General features: G+C 60.1%; 21 protein-coding genes. 8 read left to right on the top strand and 13 right to left on the bottom strand.

The window, feature by feature from the left end; genetic code table 11:
• The first annotated feature begins 42 nt into the window (after positions 1-42).
• Genes ihfB through trpB form a run of 6 tightly spaced genes read left to right on the top strand, consistent with a single transcriptional unit; the run spans position 43 to position 3,217 of the window.
• Entirely contained in the window at positions 43-324 is a 282-nt protein-coding gene (ihfB, locus tag G560_RS0112195) for an integration host factor subunit beta (RefSeq protein ID WP_022704589.1), read from the top strand.
• A gap of 8 nt (positions 325-332) precedes the next feature.
• Positions 333-695, top strand: a complete 363-nt coding sequence (locus G560_RS0112190) for a lipopolysaccharide assembly protein LapA domain-containing protein (protein WP_022704588.1) — start codon at positions 333-335, stop codon at positions 693-695.
• Between the two features lie 3 nt (positions 696-698).
• Positions 699-1,337 carry a phosphoribosylanthranilate isomerase gene (locus G560_RS0112185; protein ID WP_022704587.1) on the top strand — a complete coding sequence of 213 codons (639 nt, stop codon included), beginning with the start codon at positions 699-701 and terminating at the stop codon, positions 1,335-1,337.
• The gene (locus tag G560_RS0112180; RefSeq protein ID WP_022704586.1) at positions 1,334-1,783 is read left to right on the top strand and encodes a GNAT family N-acetyltransferase; all 450 of its coding nucleotides are present in this window, start codon (positions 1,334-1,336) and stop codon (positions 1,781-1,783) included. Before G560_RS0112185 ends, G560_RS0112180 begins: the two co-directional genes overlap by 4 nt.
• A 10-nt stretch (positions 1,784-1,793) precedes the next feature.
• Positions 1,794-1,982 carry a hypothetical protein gene (locus G560_RS0112175; RefSeq protein ID WP_022704585.1) on the top strand — a complete coding sequence of 63 codons (189 nt, stop codon included), beginning with the start codon at positions 1,794-1,796 and terminating at the stop codon, positions 1,980-1,982.
• Positions 1,983-1,984: 2 nt separating this feature from the next.
• Complete coding sequence (trpB, locus tag G560_RS0112170) at positions 1,985-3,217, top strand: tryptophan synthase subunit beta (protein ID WP_022704584.1); 1,233 nt, start codon at positions 1,985-1,987, stop codon at positions 3,215-3,217.
• A gap of 61 nt (positions 3,218-3,278) precedes the next feature.
• On the opposite strand, the gene G560_RS0112165 is transcribed toward trpB, so the two are convergent.
• The 7 genes from G560_RS0112165 to G560_RS0112135 all read right to left on the bottom strand — a co-directional run bounded on the left by G560_RS0112165 (position 3,279) and on the right by G560_RS0112135 (position 8,524).
• Entirely contained in the window at positions 3,279-3,680 is a 402-nt protein-coding gene (locus G560_RS0112165; RefSeq protein ID WP_022704583.1) for a group III truncated hemoglobin, read from the bottom strand.
• Positions 3,681-3,733: 53 nt separating this feature from the next.
• Positions 3,734-4,429, bottom strand: coding sequence for an SEL1-like repeat protein (locus G560_RS20355; RefSeq protein ID WP_022704582.1), 696 nt, complete (start codon positions 4,427-4,429; stop codon positions 3,734-3,736).
• 15 nt (positions 4,430-4,444) lie between these two features.
• On the bottom strand, positions 4,445-4,822 hold the full coding sequence (locus tag G560_RS0112155) for a DUF2237 family protein (RefSeq protein ID WP_022704581.1): 378 nt from the start codon (positions 4,820-4,822) through the stop codon (positions 4,445-4,447).
• 11 nt (positions 4,823-4,833) lie between these two features.
• Positions 4,834-5,985: a serine hydrolase domain-containing protein gene (locus G560_RS0112150; protein ID WP_022704580.1), complete on the bottom strand. Its 1,152-nt coding sequence runs from the start codon at positions 5,983-5,985 to the stop codon at positions 4,834-4,836.
• Positions 5,986-6,068: 83 nt separating this feature from the next.
• Positions 6,069-7,106 (bottom strand): DUF2332 domain-containing protein, encoded by a 1,038-nt coding sequence (locus G560_RS0112145; RefSeq protein WP_022704579.1) that lies wholly within the window; start codon positions 7,104-7,106, stop codon positions 6,069-6,071.
• Positions 7,103-7,798, bottom strand: a complete 696-nt coding sequence (gene pth / locus G560_RS0112140) for an aminoacyl-tRNA hydrolase (protein WP_022704578.1) — start codon at positions 7,796-7,798, stop codon at positions 7,103-7,105. The genes G560_RS0112145 and pth overlap by 4 nt, the downstream gene beginning before the upstream one ends.
• Positions 7,799-7,903: 105 nt before the next feature.
• Entirely contained in the window at positions 7,904-8,524 is a 621-nt protein-coding gene (locus G560_RS0112135) for a 50S ribosomal protein L25/general stress protein Ctc (RefSeq protein ID WP_022704577.1), read from the bottom strand.
• A 184-nt stretch (positions 8,525-8,708) separates the two neighbouring features.
• On the opposite strand from G560_RS0112135, the gene G560_RS0112130 reads away from it, so the two are divergent.
• Positions 8,709-9,875, top strand: coding sequence for an MFS transporter (locus tag G560_RS0112130; RefSeq protein WP_022704576.1), 1,167 nt, complete (start codon positions 8,709-8,711; stop codon positions 9,873-9,875).
• Positions 9,876-9,886: 11 nt separating this feature from the next.
• Here the strand turns inward: G560_RS0112130 and G560_RS0112125 are convergent, their stop codons facing one another.
• From G560_RS0112125 to trpA, 5 genes are all read right to left on the bottom strand, one after another.
• On the bottom strand, positions 9,887-11,053 hold the full coding sequence (locus G560_RS0112125) for an alpha-hydroxy acid oxidase (protein ID WP_022704575.1): 1,167 nt from the start codon (positions 11,051-11,053) through the stop codon (positions 9,887-9,889).
• Positions 11,054-11,129: 76 nt separating this feature from the next.
• A complete protein-coding gene (locus G560_RS0112120; RefSeq protein ID WP_022704574.1) occupies positions 11,130-12,530 on the bottom strand; it encodes a glutamine synthetase family protein in 1,401 nt (466 codons plus the stop codon).
• A gap of 117 nt (positions 12,531-12,647) precedes the next feature.
• Positions 12,648-14,012, bottom strand: a complete 1,365-nt coding sequence (locus tag G560_RS0112115; protein WP_028914040.1) for an aspartate aminotransferase family protein — start codon at positions 14,010-14,012, stop codon at positions 12,648-12,650.
• 26 nt (positions 14,013-14,038) lie between these two features.
• Entirely contained in the window at positions 14,039-14,326 is a 288-nt protein-coding gene (locus tag G560_RS0112110) for a putative quinol monooxygenase (protein ID WP_028914039.1), read from the bottom strand.
• A 61-nt stretch (positions 14,327-14,387) separates the two neighbouring features.
• The gene (trpA, locus tag G560_RS0112105; RefSeq protein ID WP_022704571.1) at positions 14,388-15,179 is read right to left on the bottom strand and encodes a tryptophan synthase subunit alpha; all 792 of its coding nucleotides are present in this window, start codon (positions 15,177-15,179) and stop codon (positions 14,388-14,390) included.
• 144 nt (positions 15,180-15,323) lie between these two features.
• On the opposite strand from trpA, the gene ychF reads away from it, so the two are divergent.
• On the top strand, positions 15,324-16,421 hold the full coding sequence (gene ychF, locus G560_RS0112100) for a redox-regulated ATPase YchF (protein ID WP_022704570.1): 1,098 nt from the start codon (positions 15,324-15,326) through the stop codon (positions 16,419-16,421).
• Between the two features lie 225 nt (positions 16,422-16,646).
• Here ychF and G560_RS21210 read toward each other — a convergent pair.
• A partial coding sequence (locus G560_RS21210) for a hypothetical protein (protein ID WP_211215447.1) occupies positions 16,647-17,049 on the bottom strand: 403 nt, incomplete at its 5' end.

The raw sequence follows: 17,049 nt of genomic DNA, 5'->3' as shown, positions 1-17,049 counted from the left end.
GGGGACGCCAAGATCACTGACGCTCACGGGGGGTATAAACGGATGATCCGTTCGGAACTGATCCAAAAGATTGCAGATGAAAATCCGCATTTAACTCAGCGTCATGTTGAGCGTATTGTAAACACAGTGTTTGAAGAGATTATTGAGGCCTTGTCGCGTGGCGATCGGGTCGAGTTGCGCGGTTTTGGCGCATTTTCGGTAAAGTCGCGCGATGCGAGAACGGGGCGAAACCCGCGCACAGGCGAGTCGGTTCAGGTTGAGGACAAGAAAGTCCCCTTCTTCAAAACCGGCAAGCTGCTGCGCGACCGACTGAACGGAAGGTAAGGCCAAGAATGATCCGGTATCTGCGGTACGTGTTGCTAATTGCTTTGGCGATTGTCTTGTTGACGGTGGCGATTGCCAACCGTGGGCCAGTCACGCTGAACGCGCTGCCGCCGGATATGGCCGCCTTTGCCAGCCTGCATTATACCCTGACGCTGCCGCTGTACCTTGTGATTTTTGGCGGGATCGTTGTGGGGTTGATGATTGGCTTTGTGTGGGAATGGTTCCGTGAACATGGGATCCGGTCCACCGCCAACAGCCGCGCGCGTGAAATCACGCGGTTGGAGCGGGAGCTGGAGGCGTTGCGCCGTGAAAGCCCTGCGCAAAAAGATGATGTGCTTGCCTTGTTGGACCGCCCCGCCAAAGCGGGCTGACCTATGGCAGATAGTCGCGTTAAAATCTGCGGGTTGCGCAGTGTGGCGGATGTTGCCGCGGCCGTTGCGGCGCAGGCGGCCTATGCGGGTTTTGTTTTTTTCCCAAAATCGCCACGGCATTTGACCACCGATCAGGCCCGCCTGTTGGCCTTTGCCGCGCCGCCCGGCCTGATGAAGGTGGCGCTGACGGTGGATGCGGATGACGCCACGCTGGACGCGATTTGCGATGCGGTGCCGCTGGATATGCTGCAATTGCATGGACATGAAAGCCCCGAGCGCGTGGCGCAGGTGCGCGCGCGGTACGGCCTGCCAGTGATGAAGGCGGTGGGCGTAGCGGATGAGGGCGATCTGGCCGCGCTGACCGAGTATTCGCTGGCCGCCGACCAGATTTTGATTGATGCCAAGCCGCCCAAGGGCGCCGATTTGCCCGGCGGAAATGGGCTGTCGTTTGACTGGCGGTTGCTGGTGGGGCGCAAGTGGTTGCGGCCGTGGATGCTGGCCGGTGGTTTAACGCCGGACAACGTGGCCGAGGCGATCCGGCTGACCGGCGCGCGGCAGGTCGATGTATCATCGGGCGTGGAATCCGCACCCGGGGTAAAGGACGAGAGGCTGATGGCCGCATTTGTAAAGGCTGCACAATGATCCGTTGGCGAGACGCAAAGCGTGAGGATGTGCCAGCGATTGTGGCGCTATTGGCCGATGATGCGCTGGGGGCCACGTTGGAGGCGGGCGACATGGACGCCTTTTACGCCGCCTTTGACGCGATGTCCTATGAATATGGCAATGACCTGATTGTGGGCGAGGCGGATGGTCGCGTGGTGGCGACCTATCAGTTGACGTTCATCACGGGGCTGTCGTTGCGGGCCAGCCGCCGTGCGCAGGTGGAATCGGTACGGGTGGCGGCCAAGCTGCGGTCCGAAGGGGTGGGGGCGGCGTTGATGCGCGATGCCGAAATGCGCGCCTTTCATGCCGGTTGCACCTTGATGCAGCTGACCACCGACAAAACGCGCGAGGATGCGCACAGGTTTTATGAACGCGCAGGCTTTACCCCTTCGCATATCGGGTTTAAACGCAAATTAACCCCGTAGGAGGTGCCTGATGTCACGGATTATAGGCTTGGCAATCCGCCTGTGCGGCCTAGTTCTGGCTGGGGGCGCATCTGGGCTGGTTGGCTTTGGCATGGGCGGGCCTGTGGGCGCGGTTTTGCTGTTTGCCATCGGCGGGTTTATCGGATTTTTCGCGGCACCGATGGTGTGGCGGTTTGTGGCATCGAACAAGGGGCAGTGACAATGGCCGAAGACGGTATCAACAGCTTTATGACGGGCCCGGATGAGCAGGGCCGCTTTGGAATTTTCGGCGGGCGGTTTGTGTCGGAAACGCTGATGCCACTGATCTTGGAGCTGGAAGAGCGCTATGAGTTTGCCAAGACCGACCCGGCATTTTGGGCGGAAATGGATGATTTGTGGAAGCATTATGTGGGCCGCCCGTCGCCATTGTATTATGCCGACCGCATGACAAAGCATTTGGGCGGCGCCAAAGTGTATATGAAGCGCGACGAGCTGAACCATACCGGCGCGCATAAGATCAACAACGTGCTTGGCCAGATCATTTTGGCCCGCCGTATGGGCAAAACGCGGATTATTGCGGAGACAGGCGCGGGGCAGCACGGGGTTGCCACGGCGACGGTTTGCGCGAAATTCGGTTTGAAATGCGTGGTTTACATGGGCGCGCATGATGTTGAACGCCAAGCGCCGAACGTGTTTCGGATGCGGTTGCTGGGGGCCGAGGTTATTCCCGTGACCAGCGGTCGGGGTACGCTTAAAGACGCGATGAACGATGCGTTGCGCGATTGGGTGACCAATGTGCGCGATACGTTTTACTGCATTGGCACCGTGGCTGGCCCTGCGCCTTACCCCGCGATGGTGCGCGATTTCCAGAGCATTATCGGCAAGGAAGTGCGCTGGCAGCTGCCCGAGCAAGAGGGTGAGGGCCGCTTGCCCGACACCGTGATTGCGGCGATTGGCGGTGGGTCAAACGCGATGGGGTTGTTTTACCCCTTTCTTGATGACCCGTCGGTGAACATTATTGGCGTCGAGGCTGGCGGCAAGGGTGTTGACGATCGGATGGAGCATTGCGCATCCCTGACCGGCGGACGTCCGGGTGTGCTGCACGGCAACCGCACCTATTTGCTGCAAGACGATGACGGGCAGATTTTGGAAGGCTTTTCCATTTCGGCAGGTCTCGATTACCCCGGCATTGGCCCCGAACATTCGTGGCTGCATGACACGGGCCGCGCACAGTACGTGTCGATCACGGACAAGGAGGCGCTGGAGGCGTTCCAGCTGTCTTGTGCGCTGGAAGGGATTATCCCCGCGTTGGAACCCAGCCACGCGCTGGCCCATGTGATGAAGATTGCGCCGAAACTGCCGCCCGAGCATATCATCGTGATGAACATGTGTGGGCGCGGCGACAAGGACATCTTTACCGTGGCCAAGCACCTTGGCTTTGACATGAAGATTTGACGGGACAGAACAATTAAAACAGGGGGCAGGCGGTGGCGTCTGCCCTTTGTCGTTTCGGTCATCACCTCAGGCGCGGTATGCCGCCTTGCAGGGTTTGACCCTCGACAACCCCCATGCGCAGCCCGCGCCCGATGCGGTGGGCAAGGGCCGACCATTGCGTCGCGGTTTCGGGGGGCAGTTGGCGCGCCAGGGTGGCATCAAACAGGGCAAGCCAATCGTCGAACATGCCCGGGCGGACATTGCCAGCGGCCTTGTGGACAGCCATCGGATTGCCGTCATAGCTGCGTTCAAACAGGATGGCATTGCGCCAGAAACGGGCGATTTTTGCCTCGTGCGGGGGCCAATCAGTAACATGGGCGGCGAACACGGGGCCAAGTTTGGGATGCGCGCGGATGGCCGCATAGAAATCGGCGACAACGGCGTCGATCTGGGCGTGGGTTATGGGAAAGCGTGCAAGGGTCATAGCCAATGGCTAGCCCTGCACGGCGCATAGGGCAAGCGCCACGCTGTCGCAGGTTATTCCTGTGCCAAAGCGTTCAGGCGTGATTGCGCAAAGCTGCAGGCCGCAAATTTGGGGGAAGAGGCAAGGTCGCAGGCCTTTTGAAACAGCTGCTTTGCGCGTGCGGGGTCGGCGGCCACGCCTTCGCCAAGCTGATAGGTTTGGCCCGACATGGCGCAGCCCCAGCTATCCCCTTCGCTGCAGGCCAGATCAAAGCTGCGAAACAGGCAAGCGTTCAGATCCACAGACGCGCTTTGCATCGGGTCGTCCGCGACGTCGCGGTTGCGCAAGCCGCCGCCGCGATTGGTGCAACCGCCCGCACGCCCAAATGCGCAAGACAAGGCATGGGCCTTGCGAGACGCGACGCGCGCGCCATCTTCTTTCCGGTTTTCCAATATTCGCGCAATATTGACGCAGGCTTTTGCATCAGACGTGGACAGGCACAGGTTGGTGCAGCGGTCAAAATTCTTTTTGCAAAATTCAAAAGATACGGATGTGTTGCCGCGTGTCAGGTCGCGCCACCAGCTTTTGCGGCTGGCGTAATAGTCTGCGGGGCAGGCGGCATACAGCGCATCAATCCCGTCTGTGGCGGTGACGCCCGCAATGGCGGTGGTCACAAGGTCAGCGGGTATGTCTGCGATTTGTGCAATTTCGGCACGGGCCGAAAGAGCAAAGGTCATGCAAAACGCCAGTAGAATGCCTTTGAAAACCATACTGAACCCTTTTGTTTATGGGCGTGAATACCGTTGAAGCACATCCATCGACACAATGTCCAAGGTGCGGATATGGGTGGCGGCAAGGTTGACCTGCGGTGCCGCGCCTTCCTCATGCGCTTGCAAGAAGCGACCGGCGCACAAGCACCAGCTGTCACCCGGTTTTAGCCCCGCAAAGCCGTATTCGGGGCGGGGGGTGGACAGGTCGTTGCCAAGGTATTTTGACATGGCCAAAAACTCTGATGTCATAACGGCGCAAACGGTGTGGACGCCGTGATCTTCGGGGCCGGTATCACAGCAGCCGTTGCGGAAAAATCCGGTCATGGGCGTGGTTGAGCAGCCTTCGAGAGCGCCGCCCAAGACGTTGGTTGATTGCAGTTTTGCTGGTTTCATCACGTATTCCCTTATTGGTAAGCGGTTGCAATGGCGCGGAACATCGCAATATTGCTGGGGTAGGATTGTGGTTCGCGAAAACTGCGATCGGCGGCATTCACAGCGACCACAACGCCCGCCGCGCGGTTGACGTAGATATACTGGCCGTAAATCCCGCGCGCCAGAAATTCGCCCGCTACGGCCCCGTCGGGCACCCACCATTGATAGCCATAGCCGATAGCGCCCGCAGCCGTATTTGCCTGACGGCTGGTTGACGTATCAACCCAACCTTCGGGCACAATCTGGGTGTTGCCGCGCCGCCCGTGGTCCAGAAACAGCTGGCCCATGCGGGCATAATCGCGGGTGGTCAGGTTCAATCCGCCCAGCACAAAGGGCTCATAAAAACCGTCGGTGACGTAAAAGGGTGCGGCCTCCAGCCCCATCGGGCCGATCAGCTTTTCCTGCATCAAATCGACAATCCCGCGCCCCGTGGCCCCGCGGATCACCATGCCGATGACATGGGTGTCTATGGACACGTATTGCCATTCCTGACCCGGCGCATGGTCGTGTTCCCGTAGCCCTTCGGCGAAACCGTCCATTGATTGACCAAGCGCCAAGACGCGGCCCATTTTGTTGATATCGCTCCAGAAATCCAGATAGTCCTCGTTGAATTTTACCCCCGATTGCATGGTCAGCACATCGCGCACACTGGCCCCGTCATAGGCGGTGCCGGTCAATTCGGGGGCGTATTTCGTGACAGGATCGTCCAGCGAAGCAATCGCGCCTTCGGCCATCACGATGCCAAACAGGGCCGACAAATAACTTTTGGCGACCGACCACGAGATGCGGCGATCTTGTGCGGTGGTGCCAAGGCGGTAGTCTTCGGCCACCAAGGCGCCATTGTGCAGCACGACAAAGCCGGTGACGCTGCGCGCGTCTTTCCATGCCACTAGCCCGTCAATCGGCGGCATCGCGGCACCTTGGGGCAGGGGCATGACAGGTGCCATGATCGGGATGTCGCGGGTCAGGAAAGCGCTGTCCATATGGCTGAAATTCTGGACGATCCGGTCGGGTTTGAACATCCCCAAAACGGCCTGAAACCGTGTGATTTCGTCGCGCTTCCACAAGGCAATCGCGGCGATAAGCAGGGCAAGCACCCCGAGGATTTTGGCAAAACGGCGCATGGCATTCCCTTGGAAGTCGGTTGTGAAAGGGGACCACAGACGCGGTCCCAAGGCAAGAGGGGGGCAAGGCGCGCAACGTGGCGTTACGGCGCGGGGGCCTGCCAATCCACCCAGCGGCCGTGAAAATCGACACGCCCCAGCGGGATGGTTTGCGCATTTGGCCAAAGCCGTAGGGTCAGCGCCGCCCCTGGTTCGGACCCGTCATTTTCCATGCCCAAATGTGCCAAGGGGGCGGTCGCGGTGGCGCGTTTGGCTGCCGCTTGCAGCAGTGCCTCGCCCCGCGCCTGTGCCGCTTTGGGGAAATATTGCCATGCAACGGTGTGAAAGATCAGGTGCAATTGGCCCGACATCGGCGTTTGCAGGCGGGTTTCCAGCCAGTCCACCGCATCGGCACGGTCAATGGTTATGCCTTGGGCCATATCAATTGCGGTTTGGGTCAGGGCCATGCGGTGCGGTTGATCGGCCCAGATATAGGACCGGATGCGCAAGGCATCGCGCGACACATCCAGCGGGTTCAAATCTACGCCGCGACGTTCGGTGATTTGGGGCTGGGTGCGGGGCGGCAAGGGGCCGCACCAATCGGGTGTCAGGCGCAGGGGGCTGCCCACATCGCCAAAGGTTTCGCCGATATCCAGCGCATAGCGGTCCCAGTTCAGGTTCAACCCCGCGCTTGCGCCCAGTTCCGACAAGGCGATTGGCAGGCCGTAATGCGCCGCCAGCCAATGCCCTGCGGCGATAAGGGGGGCCGAGCGGCGGACCTCATTCGTTTGGGGGGCGCTGTTCAGCCATGCCAGCAAGGTTGGCGGGGCGGCGTCGATTGTGTCCAGCAGCACCGCCAGCGCCTCGATATCGGTATAGCGGGCGGGGGTGGTGTAAAAGCTGTGTAGCGCCGTGGGCGTGCCTTGCAAGGCCAGCGCGTGCAGCCCACCCGCCAGTCGCAGGGCGAGCGCATCGGCACGGACCGAAGGGTCGCCTTGCCAGTTCAAAATGCGGTCGGCCACGGGGGTGCCAAGGGCCAAACCATCGGCCAAAAGCCGCAGGATGCGCGCGGTTAAGGGCGAGCCCAACGCCTCGCATGCATCGGCCTGCACGCGAAAGCTGTGGCGAACTGTGTTTGTCACCGGAACCTATCGGCCAGTTTTTGCAAGGCGTTACGTGTATCGGGGGCGGGTTCCGGTTCGGGTTTGGTAGGCGGTGCGGCGGGGGCGGGTTTTGGCCCTGTTTGCACGCCTGTGGACGGGCGCGCGGGGGCTGTGCGCAAGGCCACGGCATTGGAAAACTTGGGGCCATCGCCTGCGGCCAAAAAGGGCGCGCCATCGGACAGGCCGCGCAAAAGGTCGTCCAGCCAATCCTGATCAGCCTTGGCAAAATCATGCAGAACGTAACCTGCAACCGCATCCTTGTGGCCCGGGTGGCCGATACCAAGGCGGACGCGGCCATACGCCTCGCCGATATGGGCATGGATGGAGCGCAAGCCGTTGTGGCCCGCATGGCCGCCGCCCTGTTTCAGGCGCATCTTGCCGGGGGCAAGGTCAAGCTCGTCGTGGAACACCATCACCTGCGCGGGGGTGATTTTATGAAAGGCCATGGCGGATTGCACCGCTTCGCCCGACAGGTTCATAAAGGTTTCGGGCTTCAACAGCAGCACGCGGGCATCACCCAGCCGCCCTTCGGCAACCAGCCCCTTGAACGCCTTTTTCCATGGGCCAAAGCCGTGATCGGCGGCGATACGGTCCAGCGCCATAAAGCCGATGTTATGCCGATTGCCCGCATATTTCGCGCCCGGATTGCCCAAGCCAACAAACAGCCACATGTCGCGCCCCCTTTTTTCCGTTTCTTACCACCCCCGCCCCCCGAACGCAAAACGCGAGAGCCGTGGCCCCCGCGCTTTTTCGTGTTGTTCAGAAGGTTGCAAAGATTACTCTTCAGCAGCGTCGTCTTCTGCCTCATCCACGCCCGACGAGCGCAGGCCCGATGGGGCCGAGAGGTTGGCGATAACAAAGTTACGGTCCACAGTCGGCTTGGCACCAGCAGGCAGCACGATGTCGTTGATGTGGATCACATCGCCGATTTGCTTGCCTGTCAGGTCCACGGTGATGTGGTCTGGAATGTCGCCTGCGGTCACTTGCAGTTCAACCTCGTTACGCACGATCACCAACGTGCCGCCCTTTTTCAGACCGGGTGCCTTTTCATGGTTGATGAAATCAACGTGAATGAACAGGTTCACCAAGCTGGTCCGACGCAGACGCATCAGGTCGAGGTGCAGCGGGATATCCTTGACCACGTCGCGCTGAACGTGACGGCAGATCACGCGCACGTCGTCTTGACCTTCAACCTTGAGGTTGAACAGGGTCGACAAGAAACGGCCTGCCTTCAGGTGCTTGATCAAGTAGTTATACTTGATGTTCAGCGGCTGCGGGTCGATGCCGCCACCGTAAACGATGCCGGGTACCAGTTGATCACGACGAGCTTGGCGGGCGGCCCCCTTGCCTGTCCCCGCGCGAACCTCGGCTACAAGATCTGGGATCTCTTTTGCCATTGTAATTCTCCATATGTTAAATCCGCCGCCCTCCAAGGGTGTGCGACGCGACTGGGGGGCTATAGCGGGGAATCACTTTGGGGGAAAGGCGGAAAGTGGGCTTAGGGGGCGAGAAAGGGCGCGGAATCTGGGTCTTGCTGCGCATTTGTATCGCCTGTAGCAGCAATGCAGAGTTTTGGAGCGTATGATGTCCTTTTCAGCCACTCTTGTTGCCGTGCGTCCGGCATTGGCCGCGTTTGGCGCGATGGGTGTTTTATGGGGCGGTTTTGCGGCGACCTTGCCCGATATCAAGACAATGCTCGGGGTGGATGAGGCGGGCTTGGGGCTGTTGCTTCTGGGCACGCCCCTTGCGGCGGTTCTGGCAATGTTAGTGGCCCCTGCGGCGGGAGTTGTGTTGGGGCGGGTGGCGTTGCCGATTGCCGGGGTGGCGATGGCACTGGCATTCATATTGCCGGGGCAGGCCCCGATGGCAGGCGGGGCGATGCTGGCGGGTTTTGCCGTGGCGATGGCGGTGTGTGGGGCGACCACGGGGTTGCTGGATGTTTTGATGAACGCACGAGTGGCGGCGATGGAAAACGCGCGGGGGCATTCGCTGATGAATCTGTGCCATGCCGCCTATTCTCTCGGCTATGCTGCATCTGCGCTGTGGACGGGGGCGTTGCGCGGTGCGGCGTGGCCACCTGGGCAGGTGATGCTGGTGGCGGCGCTGGTCGCATTGGGTTTGGGGGTGCTGTCGTATGAACGGGATGGCACGATTGACGGTTTGGGCAGGCCAAAGGATGGCAGTTCGGCGGCACTGGGGCGGGCCACGGTGATTGGCGGAGCGATCGTTCTTATCGCGTTTTTGTCGGAAAACGCAGCGGAAAGCTGGTCGGCGCTGCATATTGAGCAGACCTTGGGTGGAAGTCCGGCCCAAGGGGCCTTTGGGCCGGCTGCGATGGCGCTGACGATGGCCGTGGCGCGGTTGGGCGGGCAAAGCATCATCGCACGCGTCAGCCCGCTGCGGCTGCTGACCTTTGGGTCTGTGATCGCAGGACTAGGCGCGCTGATTGCGGCGGCAGCGGTGAGCCCCGCAATGGCCTATGTCGGGTTTATCGTGCTGGGAATTGGCGCGTCCGTGGTGGCCCCAACGGCGTTCACGCTGGTCGGGCAAATGGCCCCGCCCAACGCCCGGGCGCGCGCTGTGGCACGGGCCACCTTGCTAGGTTATCTCGGCTACTTTTTTGGCCCGCCGGTGATCGGGTTTATCGCAGCCAGCTTTGGGTTGCGGGCGGCGTTCGGCTGTGCCGCGGTCGCCTTGCTCGCGGTGACGGTGTTGGCACCGATGATGCTGCGCAGCAAGGCCCCTTAGGTCAAGGTGTGCTAATCAACCCAGTCGCCTTCAAACCCCTTGGGGATCAGCAGGTTGTGGCGACCAAGGTCATTGATAGTACGTTCGCCGACAAGGCCCATCGTGGTGATCAGTTCCTTCTGGATCACCTCTAGCGATTTTGTCACGCCCGCCTCGCCCATTGCGCCCAAACCGTTCACAAAGGCGCGGCCGACATAGGTGCCTTTGGCCCCCAAAGACAGCGCCTTCAGCACGTCTTGGCCCGACCGGATACCGCTGTCCATATGGACCTCAATCTTGTCGCCGACCGCATCGACGATGCTTGGCAAAGCGCGGATCGACGACAGCGCCCCGTCCAATTGCCGCCCGCCGTGGTTCGACACCACAATCGCATCGGCCCCCACGGCCAGCGCGTTGCGGGCATCTTCGGCGTCCATCACGCCTTTCAAAATCACCTTGCCGCCCCACATTTCCTTGAACTTGGCGATCCGCTTCCAATCCAAGGACTCGTCAAACGCCTCGGCCGTCCAGGACGACAGGCTGGACGGGTCGGACACCCCTTTGGCATGGCCAACGATATTGCCAAAGAACCGCCGCTTGGTTTGCAGCATCCCAAGGCCCCACTGCACCTTGGTCATCATATTGGCGATGGATTGCGGGGTCAGTTTGGGTGGCGCGGACAACCCGTTTTTCAGGTCCTTGTGACGCTGGCCCATGATCTGCAAATCGACCGTAATGACGATGGCCGAACATTTCGCGGCGCGCGCCCGTTCAAACAAACGGTTCATGAAATCATCGTCTTTCAGGGTATAGACCTGAAACCAGAACGGCTTGGTTGTGTGTTCGGCCACATCTTCGATCGAACAAATGCTCATGGTCGACAGGGTGAATGGGACGCCCATTTTCTCGGCCGCTTTTGCTGCCAAAATCTCACCATCCGCGTGCTGCATGCCCGTCAGGCCGACAGGGGCAAGCGCGACCGGCATCGCCACATCTTCACCAATCATCGTACTGGCGGTGCTGCGCCCCGACATATCGACCGCCACCTTTTGGCGCAGCCGCAACTGCGCAAAATCGGAGGTGTTTTCGCGGAATGTCTGTTCGGTATAGCTGCCGCTTTCCGCGTAATCATAAAACATCTTGGGCGTACGTTTTTTATGCAAGCGCTTTAGATCATCAATGCAAGTAATCACGGGCATAGCAGCCTCTCCCTAATCTGGTAAGGTTTTATTACCAATGATCGCGGTGCATTGCAAAGCATTTGATGATGCAGGGTCAAACGGTATGCAAATACAAATCGAAATCCACCTCGGACACGGTGCGCGCGACACGGGCATATTCGGCAGCTTTGATGGCGACAAAGGTGCGGTGCATATCCTCACCCAGCGCATCGCGCAAGAACCGCGACTCGCGCGCAGCCTCAATCGCGCCGCGCCAATCGACGGGCATATCGCCCGCTTCGGCCCCGTCATAACCATTGCCCGTTGTTTCCGGCCCGGGATCAACGCGGTGGGCAAGGCCTGCCCGGATGCCCGCCAAAACGGTTGCGGCGACCAAATAGGGGTTGGAGTCCACGCCTGCGGGGCGGTGTTCAATGCGCCGCGCCTTGATGTCACCTGCCGGAATGCGCAACGCGACCGAGCGGTTGTTGACGCCCCAAGACGGGCTGACCGGCGCATAGGATTGCCCGACAAACCGCCGCCACGAATTGGCATGCGGCGCGAACACCAGCATCGATTCTGCCATCGTGACGCGCAAACCGCCCAAAGCGTGCAGGATGGTCGGTGACCACTCGCCCTCCACCGCCTCGACAAACACATTGCGACCCGCTTTATCGAGCATCGACACGTGAAAATGCATGCCCGACCCTGCGTAATGTTCCACGGGCTTGGCCATAAAGCAGGCGGTCACCCCATGGGCCCGCGCCTGCGCCCGCACGATCCGTTTCAGGCGCATCAGGTCATCGGCGGCCTGCATCACATCGGTCCGGTAGTGCAGCGTCAGCTCGTACTGCCCCGGCGCATATTCGGAAATCATGGTTTCGGCCTTGATCCCCGCCAGCGCCGCCCCTGCGTAAATATCGGAAAACAAGGGCAACATGCCGTGCAAATGGTCGACCGAATACACTTCGGTCTTGGAACTGGGCCGCCCATCCAGCACATCTCGGGCAGGCTGCACGCGGCCATCGGGGCCGCGCTCATTGGCCAGCAAGAAAAACTCCAACTCGAACGCGCCCGCAGGCATCATGCCCTCAGCGGCGAGCGCATCGACCTGCCGTTGCAAGGCATGGCGGGGGTCGGATGTCATGGGTTTACCGTCCAGCGAATACATGCACATGAACACCTCGGCCCGCGCAGGTTTGGTGCCATGCAGCGGCACCAATGTTCCGGGCACGGGCCAAGCGCGCAAATCGCCATCGCCTTGATCCCAGATCAGCCCGGTTTCATGCACATCCTCGCCGCAGATATCCAAGCCCAGAATGGAAATCGGCAAATGCCGCCCGGACTGGTAAAACCCCAGCAACTCATGTCGCCGGATGATCTTGCCGCGCCCAATGCCATTGGCGTCATGCAATACAAGGTCAATCGCCTCAACTTCGGGGTGGGCGGCCAAAAACGCCTCGGCCTCGGCCACGGTTGATCCCGAAGGGCTTAGATCCTGTTTCACTTGCGCCATCGCTTCTTTCCTTTTTCGTCTTTCTGTTCGGCCCAAATATCCCGGGGGGAATCCGGGGCACCCGGATGGGGGGCAGCGCCCCCCTTGCCCGCGCCGCATATCATGCGGCGCAACCTGTCATTCCACCAATTCCGCCAAAACCTCGACAAAGGCCCCGATCAACCGATCCACTTGCCGCTTTTTCGTCGCAGGGCTGACCAGCATCATATTGTGGAACGGCGCGATCAGGCAGCCACGGTTCACAAGTCCCAAATGCACGGCGCGTTCCACAGGGCCGCAATGCGCGGCCTTGGCTTGCGTGCCGTTGCGCAACGGGCCGGGGGCGCAGATAAACTCCACTCGCGCACCCACCCGCACCACATGCCACGGCAGGCCCGCACCCGTGATCGCCGCCGCCAACCCATCGGCCAGCCGTGCCGCGCGCTTTTCCATGCGGGCATAGGATTTGGCGGTCATCACTTCGCCCAGATTGGCACGCAGGGCGGCAAATTGCAGCGGGTTTCCGGACAGCGTGGTGCCCATCCCCGAATGGCCCGGCAGGCGTTTTGCATCTTGGGCCATAAATTTGCGCGCGAGATCTGGAGCCAAACCCCATGCCGCACAGGCCACACCACCCGCGACCGATTTGCCGATCACAAAGGCATCGGCCTGCAAGCCGTGGCCCCGCGCCCAACCGCCCAAACCGCTGGAAACCGTATGGGTTTCATCCACAATCAACAGCGTACCCGCCGCATCACAGGCCGCACGCACGGCAGGCCAATAGCCATCATCGGGCAAAACCATGCAGCAATTGGTCATCACGGGTTCGGCCAGAACGGCGGCGACATCGCCCTTTGCAAGGGCGGCTTGCAGGGCGGCGATGTCGTTGAATTCCACCACAACCGCATGGGCGGCGGGGTCGGCAACTTGGCCCACCATACCCGCACGGGTGACGGTTTTGCGCCCCTTCAGCTCGACCATCACATCATCCACCGTGCCGTGATAGCAGCCATTGAACACCAAAATCTTGGGCCGCCCCGTCACCGCCCGCGCAATCCGAATGGCGCAGCGGTTGGCATCGGACGCGGTGGTCGCAATCTGCCAGCGGAAATTGCCAAAGCGTTTGGTCAGCAACCGCCCCGCCTCGAGCGCATCAGTTGACGGCAACATATAGGTGAGGCCGCGCCGGGCTTGCGCCGCCACCGCCTTGGCCACAGGGGCGGGCGAATGGCCAAACAGGCTGCCCGTATCGCCAAGGCAAAAATCATCAAGGCTGTAGCCGTCGACATCGGTGATCGTGGCACTATTGGCCGAGGAGATCAGCAGCGGAAAGGGCATCGGCCAATCGCGCATCCAATGCATCGGCACGCCCGCCAAAAACGCCCCGTCGCCTGCGTTCAGCGTGTGCTGGGTGTTAGGGCGGCTTGCGGCAAAGCGCATCGCCTCTCGGGTTGCAAAATGGCGAAGGCGGTCAGCATCGAGTCCGGCGATAAGCGCAGTCATTTCGGCCCCCAAGGGTTTCGCTGGCCTTAATCGACCCGCGTCATTTCGTTCAGCGTCAGGCTGGTGATCCAGCCTTTGGTCGCCGCGTTATAGGCCGCCAAATGTGGCGCTTTCATGTGATCGAGCCACAGCGCGCGGGTTTCCCAGTTTTCATAGAACATGAAAAACCCCGGCTTGTCGTTGTCGCGGTGCATATCATATTGCAAACAGCCTGCTTCCAGCTTGGTGGCGGCGATCAGCTTGTGCATCTCCATCATCAAGGCATCTTCTTTGCCGGCGACGGCTTGGACTTGGGCTAGGATTGTAAGGGCCATGATCTGGGCTTTCAAAAAGGGGGCGACAAAAAGGGGGGCTGGGCCTGCGTTTTGGTGCGGGTCAACCGCGATGCGCGCCTGCGGCAAGCGCGGCCACACGGGCCAAAACCTCGGCCACGGGTTTGCCGTCAGCGATGTCTTTGACAATGGCAGAACCGACCACGCAGCCATCGGCGATGCCTGCAATCGCTTGGGCCGCATCGGGTGTGGTGATGCCAAAGCCGACGATGACCGGCAGGTCGGTTTGCGATTTGATCCGCGCCACTTCGGGGGCGACATCGGCAGCTTCGGGGGCCGCTGCACCAGTGATGCCGGTGATTGAGACGTAATAGACAAAACCGGAGGTGTTTTGCAAAACCTTGGGCAGGCGTTTGTCATCGGTGGTTGGGGTTGCAAGGCGGATAAAGTTCAGGCCCGCCTTTTGCGCGGGGATGCAAAGCTCGTCATCTTCCTCGGGTGGCAGGTCGACGATGATCAACCCGTCGATGCCCGCCGCTTTGGCTTGGGTTAAAAACAGGTCCACGCCGCGGCTGTAGATCGGGTTGTAATAGCCCATCATCACGATCGGAGTGGTATCGTCGCCCTTGCGAAATTCAGTTACCATCGCCAGCGTTTTGGTCAGGGTCATCCCGCCTTCCAGCGCGCGCTGGCCTGCAAGCTGGATCGTGGGCCCATCGGCCATCGGGTCGGTAAAGGGCAGGCCGATTTCGATGATATCAACGCCAGCCCCCGGAAGGCCTTTCATCACGGCCAATGAGGTTTCCACATCGGGGTCGCCAGCCATGATATAAGACACAAACGCCTTCTTGCCCTCGGCCTTGAGGGCGGCAAATTTTTGATCAATCCGGGTCATGGGCGCGTCCTTATATCTGCTCGTGTCCGGTTTGCCCAAAGCTGGGGGGGAAATCAATGGCCGATGCGATTGTGAGGGTCGCTCGGCTTGCGGTTTCCCTATGTTTCGGCCTATGAGGGCCGTGAAATGGATGGAGAATAGATCATGGGATTTCGCATGGGGATTGTCGGGCTGCCAAATGTGGGCAAATCGACCCTGTTCAACGCGCTGACCCGCACGGCGGCGGCGCAGGCGGCGAACTTTCCGTTCTGCACGATTGAGCCGAATGTGGGCGATGTGGCCGTGCCGGATGCGCGGCTGGAAAAGCTGGCGGCGATTGCGGGGTCCAAGCAGATCATTCCGACGCGGATGACCTTTGTGGATATCGCGGGTTTGGTGCGGGGCGCCAGCAAGGGCGAGGGGTTGGGCAACCAGTTTCTGGCCAACATCCGCGAATGTGACGCGATTGCCCATGTTTTGCGCTGCTTTGAAGATGATGACATCACCCATGTTGAGGGCAAGATTGACCCCGTGGCCGATGCTGAGACAATTGAAACCGAGCTGATGCTGGCCGATCTGGAGTCGATTGAACGCCGCCTTGCCAATTTGGCCCGCAAAATCAAAGGCGGCGACAAGGATGCGGGCGATCAGGTGCGGCTGCTTCAGATGGCGCAAAAGGTGCTGGAAGAGGGCAAGCCTGCGCGGTCGGTTGAAGTGGCTGAGGATGACAAGCGGAACTGGAAGCTGTTGCAGCTTTTGACCTCCAAGCCCGTGCTTTTTGTTTGCAATGTTGAGGAATCTTCGGCGGCGAACGGGAATTCCCAATCGGCCCGCGTGGCGGAAATGGCGGCCAAGCAGGGCGCTGGCATGGTGGTGATTTCGGCGCGGATCGAGGAAGAGATCAGCCAGCTGGCGGCGGATGAGGCCGAGATGTTTTTGGGTGAAATGGGGCTGGAAGAGGCGGGGTTGGACCGGCTGATCCGGGCGGGGTATCAACTGCTGGGCTTGCAGACTTATTTCACGGTCGGCCCAAAAGAAGCGCGGGCCTGGACCATTCCGAAAGGCACCCTTGCCCCGCAGGCGGCGGGGGTTATTCACGGCGATTTTGAAAAGGGATTCATTCGGTCTGAAACGGTTGGATATGATGATTATATCGCTGGAAACGGCGAGGCAGGGGCCAAGGAAGCGGGCAAATTCCGCGTGGAAGGCAAGACCTATCTGGTGAAAGATGGCGATGTTTTGCACTTCTTGTTTTCTGGCTGAAAGGGCTGCGCGCGGGAAATGACCGCGCGCGGACAGTTTTGTAAGTGTTTGAAAATAATGGGTAACAGGATTTTTGTTAACTGAATTTTAATGCTGACACGGGTGGGGTGGTGGGGTGAAACCCCACCCTACCATTGATGGAGTCACAAAACGTATCCGACGCTTGTTTGCGCAACAGGACCCATCGAGCGCAGTGCTAGATAAGGCTCTTTTGATATTGCCATCTTAGCGGGGCCTTTGAATGAAGTCGCCATGATGTAGTTGCATCGCGAGAGGAATATCCGATGTCCTCCCATCTTCGTGCAGTAGAGCTGGCTCTGGATATGGACCGAGCCATCCCAACAATGCCTGAACTTTTCCGTCGGTCACGGGTTCGGTTGTAATCGTAAGCTCGACTGATTTAAGCCGCACCCCTGCGCCAAAGGATGTGGCGAGATCGTCGGGATCAACCAGCTTGACGCTGGTGGAGTCGTTGAGATCATTGAAGGTCAACAATCTGGGGCGATATGCCCCGGTGAGCGTAATCGTATCTGTCTGTTTGGGTATCAGTTTCAGCCAATCGCAGCGCCGCAGGCCTTTGAACCGATCTTGGGCGACCATATAAAAGCGGTCGCCACTTTTATAGAGA

The sequence above is a fragment of the Pseudorhodobacter ferrugineus DSM 5888 genome, from assembly GCF_000420745.1.
Lineage (GTDB): Bacteria > Pseudomonadota > Alphaproteobacteria > Rhodobacterales > Rhodobacteraceae > Pseudorhodobacter > Pseudorhodobacter ferrugineus.
The sequence above is the reverse complement of the archived record's forward strand: the minus strand, read 5'-3'. Positions and strand labels throughout refer to the sequence as shown.